Origin of the sequence: Kribbella sp. NPDC051620 (assembly GCF_044453825.1) — a bacterium.
Lineage (GTDB): Bacteria > Actinomycetota > Actinomycetes > Propionibacteriales > Kribbellaceae > Kribbella.
The window spans coordinates 1,644,776-1,652,800 of sequence record NZ_JBITDB010000001.1 but is presented as its reverse complement, the minus strand read 5'-3'; the positions used below and the strand labels follow the sequence as shown (position 1 = coordinate 1,652,800).

6 protein-coding genes are annotated in these 8,025 nt (G+C 69.0%); 1 reads left to right on the top strand and 5 read right to left on the bottom strand.

What is annotated here, in order from left to right:
- Window positions 1–365 precede the first annotated feature (365 nt).
- Together ACIA12_RS07285 and ACIA12_RS07280 are read right to left on the bottom strand one after the other, a co-directional pair.
- Window positions 366–1,049 (bottom strand): class I SAM-dependent methyltransferase, encoded by a 684-nt coding sequence (locus ACIA12_RS07285; RefSeq protein WP_396366004.1) that lies wholly within the window; start codon window positions 1,047–1,049, stop codon window positions 366–368.
- Entirely contained in the window at window positions 1,039–2,586 is a 1,548-nt protein-coding gene (locus ACIA12_RS07280) for an ATP-dependent DNA ligase (protein WP_396366003.1), read from the bottom strand. Before ACIA12_RS07280 ends, ACIA12_RS07285 begins: the two co-directional genes overlap by 11 nt.
- Before the next feature lie 170 nt (window positions 2,587–2,756).
- Here ACIA12_RS07280 and ACIA12_RS07275 point away from each other — a divergent pair, with 170 nt between their 5' ends.
- Window positions 2,757–3,650, top strand: coding sequence for a hypothetical protein (locus ACIA12_RS07275; RefSeq protein WP_396366001.1), 894 nt, complete (start codon window positions 2,757–2,759; stop codon window positions 3,648–3,650).
- A 3-nt stretch (window positions 3,651–3,653) separates the two neighbouring features.
- Here the strand turns inward: ACIA12_RS07275 and ACIA12_RS07270 are convergent, their stop codons facing one another.
- The 3 genes from ACIA12_RS07270 to ACIA12_RS07260 all read right to left on the bottom strand — a co-directional run bounded on the left by ACIA12_RS07270 (window position 3,654) and on the right by ACIA12_RS07260 (window position 7,444).
- Complete coding sequence (locus ACIA12_RS07270; protein WP_396366000.1) at window positions 3,654–4,622, bottom strand: Dyp-type peroxidase; 969 nt, start codon at window positions 4,620–4,622, stop codon at window positions 3,654–3,656.
- Between the two features lie 99 nt (window positions 4,623–4,721).
- Window positions 4,722–6,128 (bottom strand): pyridoxal phosphate-dependent decarboxylase family protein, encoded by a 1,407-nt coding sequence (locus ACIA12_RS07265; protein WP_396365998.1) that lies wholly within the window; start codon window positions 6,126–6,128, stop codon window positions 4,722–4,724.
- Complete coding sequence (locus ACIA12_RS07260) at window positions 6,125–7,444, bottom strand: MFS transporter (RefSeq protein ID WP_396365997.1); 1,320 nt, start codon at window positions 7,442–7,444, stop codon at window positions 6,125–6,127. The genes ACIA12_RS07265 and ACIA12_RS07260 overlap by 4 nt, the downstream gene beginning before the upstream one ends.
- Window positions 7,445–8,025 lie beyond the last annotated feature (581 nt).

Genomic DNA, 8,025 nt, shown 5'->3' with positions numbered 1-8,025 from the left:
CCCTTGTATTGGGTGGGGCGAGTGCGGGCCCGGCGACGCGATCCACGGTCCCTTGTACTGGGTGGGGCGAGTGCGGGCCCGGCGACGCGATCCACGGTCCCTTGTACTGGGTGGGGCGAGTGCGGGCCCGGCGACGCGATCCACAGTCCCTTGTACTGGGTGGGGCGAGTGGGCGCGGCGATGCGATCCGCGGTCCCTTGTATTGGGTGGGGCGAGGGGGGCCCGGCGATGCGATCCGCGGTCCCTTGTATTGGGTGGGGCGAGGGGGGCCCGGCGATGCGATCCACGGTCGCTTGTGTTGGGTAGGGCGAGTAGCGACCCGGCGGGGCGAGTGTGGAGGTGGGGTAGTTGCGTTGGGCGGGGAACTAGTCGCGGAGGTATTCGGCTCGCCAGCGGTACAGGGCCGGGTCGTTGGGGCTGGGGGTGCGGTCTAGTTGGATCAGGTTTAGGTCGGGGGTGGTGAAGGCGTCGATGGCTGCTCGGGTGAGGGGCCAGGGTGGGCCGTCTACGGAGGAGTCGGGGGTGTTGTCGTCGCGGGCGGCGGCTATGACGACGAGGGTGCCGCCGGGGCGGACGAAGTCGGAGACGTGTGCGGTGGCCTTGGGTTGGAGGGGGATCGGCAGCGCTTGGACGGTGTAGATCTCGACGACCAGGTCGAAGGCGCGGTGCCATTCGGCCGGTGGGTTGAGGAGGTCGGCGACCTGGTATGTCGCCTTAGAGTCGGGGTGGTTGCGCTCGGCCGTCTCGACCGCCGAGGGGGAGATGTCGAAGGCGATGGTGTCGTAGCCCTGGTCGGCGACGAGCTCGGCATCCCAGCCGGTACCAGCGCCGACGACGAGCGCCCGCTGGCCGGCGCCACGCGGCTCAGCCGTCGCGATCCAGTCCGCCAGCAACGGGTGTGCGGCGCCGCGATCCCACGGCAGGACGGCTGTGCCTTCGGACGCAGCGGAGTACAGGCGCTCGAACCAGCCGGTCGGGTCGTCCTGCTCGAGTGCCTCGTGGGCCAGCCGGCGGGTTGCGAGGTCTGGGTCGACGGGTTCACTCGTCATCGGTGGGTCCTTCGGTGGGTTGGTGGATCGCGCGGACAGCTTGCACAGTGTCCACCTGGTCCGGGGTCTTGTCCTCGCGGTAGCGCAGCACCCGCGCGAACCGCAACGCCATCCCGCCCGGATAGCGCGTCGAGGTCTGGACGCCGTCGAACGCGATCTCCACCACGATCTCCGGCCGCAGGTAGACCGTGTAGTCGTCGCGTCGCGTCTCGATCTGCTGGAACTTCTCCGTCTGCCACCGCAGCAGTTCGTCGGTCAGCCCCTTGAACGTCTTGCCCAGCATCACGAACTCGCCGGTCTGCTCGTCGCGCGCGCCCAGATGCAGGTTCGACAACCAGCCGGTACGCCGGCCGTGCCCCCACTCCGCCGCGAGCACGACCAGGTCGAGCGTGTGGGTCTGCTTCACCTTGACCCAGCCGGACCCACGGCGACCCGCCTCGTACGGCACCGACAGCGACTTCACCATCACGCCTTCGTGCCCGCGCTTCACGGCGTCGGCGAAGAACGCCTCACCCGCCTCGGCATCCGCGGTCACGAACCGCGGGATCCGCCGCTCCTCGGGCACCACGTTGCTCAGCCACTCGTGCCGCTCGGTCGAGTCGAGCCCGAGCAGGTCATGGCCGTCGAGGTGCAGGATGTCGAAGAAGTACGGCGTGAGCGGGACCGTCTCGGGCCCGGTCGCCGCGCGCGTCGCAGTACGGGAACCGGTGACCTGGAAGGCTTCCGGCCGACCGTCCGGGCGGAGCGCGATCAGCTCGCCGTCGAGCACGATCTTGTCGGCCTTGAGGTCGAGCACCGCGCTGACCACCTCGGGCACCCGGCTGGTGATGTCGTCGAGGGTGCGGGTGTAGACCACCACGTCGGATCCGTCGCGGTGTACCTGGATCCGGATCCCGTCCAGCTTCCACTCGATCGCGGCCGGCGAACCCGTCTTCGCGAGCGCCTCCGCGATGCTCGTTGCCGACTGGGCCAGCATCGGTTGCACCCCACGCCCGACCTCGAGCCCGAATTGATCGAGCCCGGCCTCACCCTCGGTCAGCACCGCGACCGCCACCGGCGCCGCCGCACCACGCAACATGGTCGCTGCCCGGATCTTCTCCAGCGGGATCCCGGTCGCCTTGCCCACGGCATCAGCCATCACACCGTCCAGCGCACCCTGCCGCAGCTCACCGCTGACCAGCAGTCTCAGGAACCGTTGCTCGTCAGCCGTCGCCCGTCCGAACAACGCGTCGACCGCCTCCCGCCGCCTCGCCTGCGACCCAGCGCCGGCAAACTCCGACAGCTCGGCAAAGGCCTGGTCGACCTCCTCGATCGTCAGCGACGGCTCCGCGGCTGGTGCCGGCGCATCGGCGAGCGTCCGCCAGCCCACACCCGTGCGCCGTTGCCGCAGCTCACCGGACAGGTACGTCACGACGATCTCCGTCTCGACCGCCTCGGTCGCCGTGGTCAGCAGCGTGGCGATCAGATCGGCCTTCGCCCGGCGCGACCTGGTCTGACTCAGCGAGGTCGACGTGGCGACCACATCTGCGAGCAACATGCATCCAGTCTCACCCAGGCCACCGACAATTTCCGGCCACAACTTTCGCCGCGTCGCCTGCATCTACCTCTCTGTACGGGTTGACTGGCGTGTCCAGGTCTAGACCGGTTCAAGCAGGGAGAGCGACCGTGGACGGTAACGGGCAGAGGCGACTTCGGGGCGTCTCAGCTGTGCTGAGCCTGACCCTGCTGGCCGGTCTGGGCGCGACGAGCGCGGCGGGAGCGGCCACGGAGGGGTCGGCCACTCCCGCAGTCGCTTGCAGCCTGAGCCTGGGCTCGAGCGGCTCACTCGGCAAGCATGTTCGGCAGGAGATCAGGGCGACGGTGCCGCCCTCCGTCACGCCGACCTGGACCACCGAGCACGTGTACACGGCGGGCGGGCCGTGGATGAGCAGCCGGTTCCAGTACGCGCCAGGCCCGGCGTCCGGCGGCCACGCCGACGGCTGGGTGGCCGTGGGCGACGGGATGTACCGGAGTCAGTACGACACCGACGAGAACCAGCAACTCGTCGGCCGGCCGGTCTACCGGCGAATCGGCGGTGGCTGGGGCATGTTCCACACGTTCGAGGAATCGCAGTATGTCGACGACTCCTTCGATCGCACCAACGAGTACGCGCTGCGCAACGACGGCACCCTCTTCCGCTGGACCGTCGACGCGAAGGGCGCATGGCACAAGTCCGGGACGGCGCCCGGCTTCTTCGCCGTCAAGGCGATGGCGCTGATCAGCAGGACTCGCACGTACGACACCTTCCTCGCGAACACCCGGGGCGGTGCGCTGTACACGATCCACATCCCGACCAAGCTGCCGTTGAAGCCGGTGGTGAAGGTGGTCCGGAGGTCGACCTGGCAGGGCTTCGACACGCTGATCGCGCAGGGCTGCGGCAAGGGCGTTCTGCTGGTCGGCATCAACCGGGACACCCAAGTGGCCTATCTCTACGCCGTCGGCCACGCCAACGGCACTGCCACGCTGATCCAGAACCGCGGCAAGCTGCCGGGCTCCTTCGGCCCGGCGACGTACTTCCGCTGGGGCTACGTCTCGGACACAGATCAGTTCAGCGGCGAGTGACAGTCACGGCGCCGGTGGGAGGTCGTCGAGGAAGTCGGCGGTCGGGGTGAAGAAGAGCGTGCCGGTGACGGCGGTCGAGAAGTCGAGGATGCGGTCGTAGTTGCCCTCGGGCTCGCCGAGGAACATCCGGCGCAGCATCAGCTCGGTGACGCCGGGATCCTTGGCATAGCCGATGAAGTAGGTGCCGAACTGCTGCTCGCCGATCGAGCCGAACGGCATGTTGTCGCGCAGGATCTGTTGCTCGTTGCCGTCGTCGTCCTCGATCACGTTGAGCGCGATGTGCGCGTTGGTCGGCTTCTTGTCGTCGTGCAGTTCGATGTCCTCGAGTTTGGTCCGGCCGATCACCAGCTCCTGCTGCTCGACGGTCAGCGCGTTCCAGGCCTTCATATCGTGGAGGTACTTCTGCACGATCACGTAGCTGCCGCCGGCGAAGGCCGGGTCCTCGGCGCCGACCAGGACGGCCTCGTCGGCCTCGGAGCCGGTCGGGTTCTCGGTGCCGTCGACGAAGCCGAGCAGGTCGCGCATCTCGAAGTACTTGAACCCGTGTACCTCGTCGACGACCGTCGCCGCGCCGTCGAGCTCTTTCATGATCTGCTGGGCCAGCTCGAAGCACATGTCCAGCTGACCGGCACGGATGTGGAAGAGCAGATCGCCGGGCGTCGACACAGCCTTGTGCTTGCCGCCCTGCAGCTCGATGAACGGATGCAGCTTGGCCGGCCGCGCGCCGGCGAACAGGCGGCCCCACACGTCCGAGCCGATGCTGGTGACGCAGGACAGGTTGCCGGCCGGCACCCGGAAGCCGACCGCACGGGTCAGCCCGGTGACGCGCTCCAGCAGATCACGCGCCTGCTCCTCGCCGCCGGGCTCGATCCGGACCACGAGGAAGATCGCCGATCCGGTCAGCGGGGTCAGCACGGACTGCGGCAGGGCACGGGTCGACGCGGTCGGTCCAGGCGTCGGATCGGTCACCATCGAGCACATCCTCCAAAGGTCAGCAGACGGCAGCCAGCATGCAACAGTCACCGCGGCGGGCGCTCAAGTGGGGTCGCATCGGTCGGTCGGGAGGCACGGTCAGGTGGGGCGCATCAGGCGGTCGAGGTAGGCGATCAGGAGTGCCTCGCGCAGGCGTGGGGGAGCGACGTCGAGGAGGGCGTTCACCGGCGCCATCCGATCCGGCAGGTTCTCGCCCGTTCCCAGGCCGGCCAGCTCCAGCAGCCCGTCGAAGGCGGCATCGTCGAGCAGCGCTGGTTCCAGCGCTCGAGCAGCTTCCGCCAACTCGGGCGCGACCTGCACAGGACCAGCCGCTTGCGCTGCGCCGACCGACTGCTTCAGGGCGGCAAGCAGTTCACCGAGCCTCGGCGCGGTCGCAGCGCTCATCGAGAGATGCAGTGACGCCGGTTGATCGCGGAAGCTGAGCTGCGGCTGCACGAACCACCCGCGCGCGGCCATCTCGTCGGCGATCGTGAACACATCAGCCCGCTCGTCGCTTCTCAGCGCGACCAACGTCGTCTCCGGGCGAGCGAGCACACTCAGCCCATCGATCGCGCCGGCTGCTTCGGCCAGTTGGAGCGTCGCGTCGTACGACGTACGGGCAAGTCGTTGGTAGCCCTCATCGCCGATGTGCTGGACGACGGCCCACGCCGCAGCCAGGGGAGCGCCCGACTTGGTCGACTGGGTCGTCGAGTTGAGCATCGTGTAGCCCGGCCAGTCGGCGTGCGCGAAGTACTGCGGCCGCCGCAGCCCAGCCGTCCGATGCAACAGGATCGACGCGCCCTTCGGCGTGTACGCGTACTTGTGCAGATCGACCGAAATGCTCGTCACCCCCGGTACTACGAAGTCGAACGGCGCGACCTCAACCCCACCCGCCCGCAGATACGGCAACACCCAGCCACCGATACACGCATCCACATGGAACCGAATTCCCCGCGCGCTCGCCGCCGCAGCGATCTCAGGAATCGGATCGACGACCCCATGCGCATAGGACGGCGCACTCGCCACCACGAGCACGGTCGTGTCGTCGCACGCCGCCGCCATCGCCTCGGGATCCGCCTTGTACGTCAGCGGATCGACATCGACGGTGATCGCGCGAACTCCGAAGTAGTGGGCCGCCTTGTGGAACGCGGCGTGCGCAGTCGACGGCAACACCATGGTCGGTTGCGCGATCCCGGGCGCCGCGTCGCGCGCGGTCTGCACGGCGAGCAGGATCGACTCGGTGCCGCCCGACGTGACCGTCCCGACTGCTTCGTCGCCTTTCAGCAGGCGAGCGGCCCACGCGACCAGGTCGTTCTCCAGCGTCCGGAGGCTGGGGAAGACGGTCGGGTCCAGGCCGTTCGTCGCGCCGTACAGGGCGAGTGCCTGTCGGCCGATCTCGTCCGCCTCGGCCAGGCCGGAGTCGTAGACGTACGCGAGCGTGCTCCCGCCGTGCGTCGGCAGATCGCCTTGCTGCAACGCGCGCAGCCGGGCCAGTACGTCGGTCATCGGGCCTCCAGGACTTCTTCGGCGGTCAGCCGGTAGCGCTTCAGGGCAAAGAAGCTGACGGCGATCAGCAAAGCAGGGACCACCGACATTCCGATCACGATCGCCGTCAGCGCCGAACCGGGCTGGATGGCGTCGCGGTTGGTCGAGGAGACGTAGCCGCCGGCGGCCAGCACCAACGCGTACAGACCGGGGCCGAGCGCCAGGCCGAGCGTCTCGCCTGCTGTCCAGATGCCGGTGAAGACGCCGGCTCGGCGGAGACCGCTGCGCGCCGCGTCGACAGCGGCCACGTCGGGCAGCATGGCGAACGGGAACACCTGTACGCCGGTGAAGCCGACCCCGACGATCGCGATGGCGAGATAAACGCACCAGGTGGGGACGTGCTGAGCGGGGATGACGGCGATCGCGCCCAGGCCGAGGACGGCGGAGGCGAGCAGGAAACCGGTCTTCTTGCCGAATTTGTTGCCTATGGCAAGCCAAAGCGGGCTGACCAGGAGCGCCGGGCCGACGACGCAGACGAAGGCGATGGTCGCGGCGCCGGGGTTTCGCAGGACGTACCGGGCGAGGTAGTCGATGCCGGCCAGCATCGAGCCGATCGCCAGCGCCTGCAGGACGAGGGTGGTGAGCAGCCGGCGGAAGTCGGCGGCCTGCGCGACGACGCGGAGTTGCTCGCGCAGGGTGCCGGTGGTTTCGCTGACGGCGCCGGTTGGGGCGCTGCGCGTTCCGTAGTACGCGCCGAAGGTGCCGATGGCGAGGAGGAGGGCGACGGTCAGGCCCATCGCGCGGTAGCCGTCGCGGCCGCCGATCGCGTCGCGGATGGCGGGCGCGCTGCCGCCGCTGATCAGGATCGCGATCGTCAGCACGGCGACGCGCCAGCTCATCAGCCGGGTGCGTTCGGTGTAGTCGTCGGTGATCTCGGCGGGCATCGCGATGTACGGCACCTGGAAGAACGCGTACGCCGTCGCGCAGCCGACGAACGCGAGCAGCACCCAGGACGCGTCGAACACCTTCGAATCCAGATCCGGTACTGCGAACAGCAACGCGAAGCACACCGCCAACGACAGGCCGCCCCGGAGCAGGAACGGGCGACGCGGCCCTCGCGGCGACTGATGCCGGTCGGAGATCCGCCCGGCCACTGGGTTGAGCACCACGTCAAGCGCCTTGGGCAACAAGACGATCGCCCCCGCCACCACGGCTGCGATTCCCAAGGTATCCGTCAGATAAGGCAACAGCAGCAATCCCGGCACCGTCGCGAAGGACCCGGTAGCCACCGACCCCAACGCATACCCGATCCGAACCCGCACCCCCACAACACCCATGCCCCGAAGCATGCCAGCCCGAGCCCTTCGTTACCCCCGATCTCATAGAGTCTCCCCATGGATCCCCACCAGGACCCGCCGCCCGCGGACACCCCCTCGCCCACCACCCCCGACCCTGCATCTGCGGCACACCCGCAAGAGCAGCCCGAGGCATCCACCGGCGAGACAGGTTCCCAGGAGCCGACACCGCAGCAAACGCCCACGCAGCCGCCGGTACAGGACGGTGGTTGGCAGGCACCCGGACTACCACCGCAGGACTCCACGGGATCGCAGGGGCGGGGGCAGGCGCCGGTTCAGCCGGGTGGGTGGCAGCCGCCGGTTGGGTGGTCGCCGCAGCAGCCGCCGCCCTACGGTGCACCGCCGCAGGGCCAGCAGTCTCCGTACCCACCTGCACCGCCTTACCCCGGCGCACCGCAATACCCAGCCCAGCAGCCATACCCGGGTGCACCGCAACAGCCGGACCAGCAGCCATACCCGGGTGCACCGCAGTACCCAGGCCAGCAGTCATACCCGGGTGCACCGCAGCAGCCGGGTCAGCCATCGCAGTACCCCGGTGCATCGCAGTATCCGGGGGCGGCTCA

Bases quoted from the DNA above. Each gene is read 5' to 3' on its own strand.
- ACIA12_RS07285 (WP_396366004.1), bottom strand. From the start codon at position 1,049: ATGACGAGTGAACCCGTCGACCCAGACCTCGCAACCCGCCGGCTGGCC.
- ACIA12_RS07280 (WP_396366003.1), bottom strand. From the start codon at position 2,586: ATGTTGCTCGCAGATGTGGTCGCCACGTCGACCTCGCTGAGTCAGACC.
- ACIA12_RS07270 (WP_396366000.1), bottom strand. From the start codon at position 4,622: ATGGTGACCGATCCGACGCCTGGACCGACCGCGTCGACCCGTGCCCTG.
- ACIA12_RS07265 (WP_396365998.1), bottom strand. From the start codon at position 6,128: ATGACCGACGTACTGGCCCGGCTGCGCGCGTTGCAGCAAGGCGATCTG.
- ACIA12_RS07260 (WP_396365997.1), bottom strand. From the start codon at position 7,444: ATGGGTGTTGTGGGGGTGCGGGTTCGGATCGGGTATGCGTTGGGGTCG.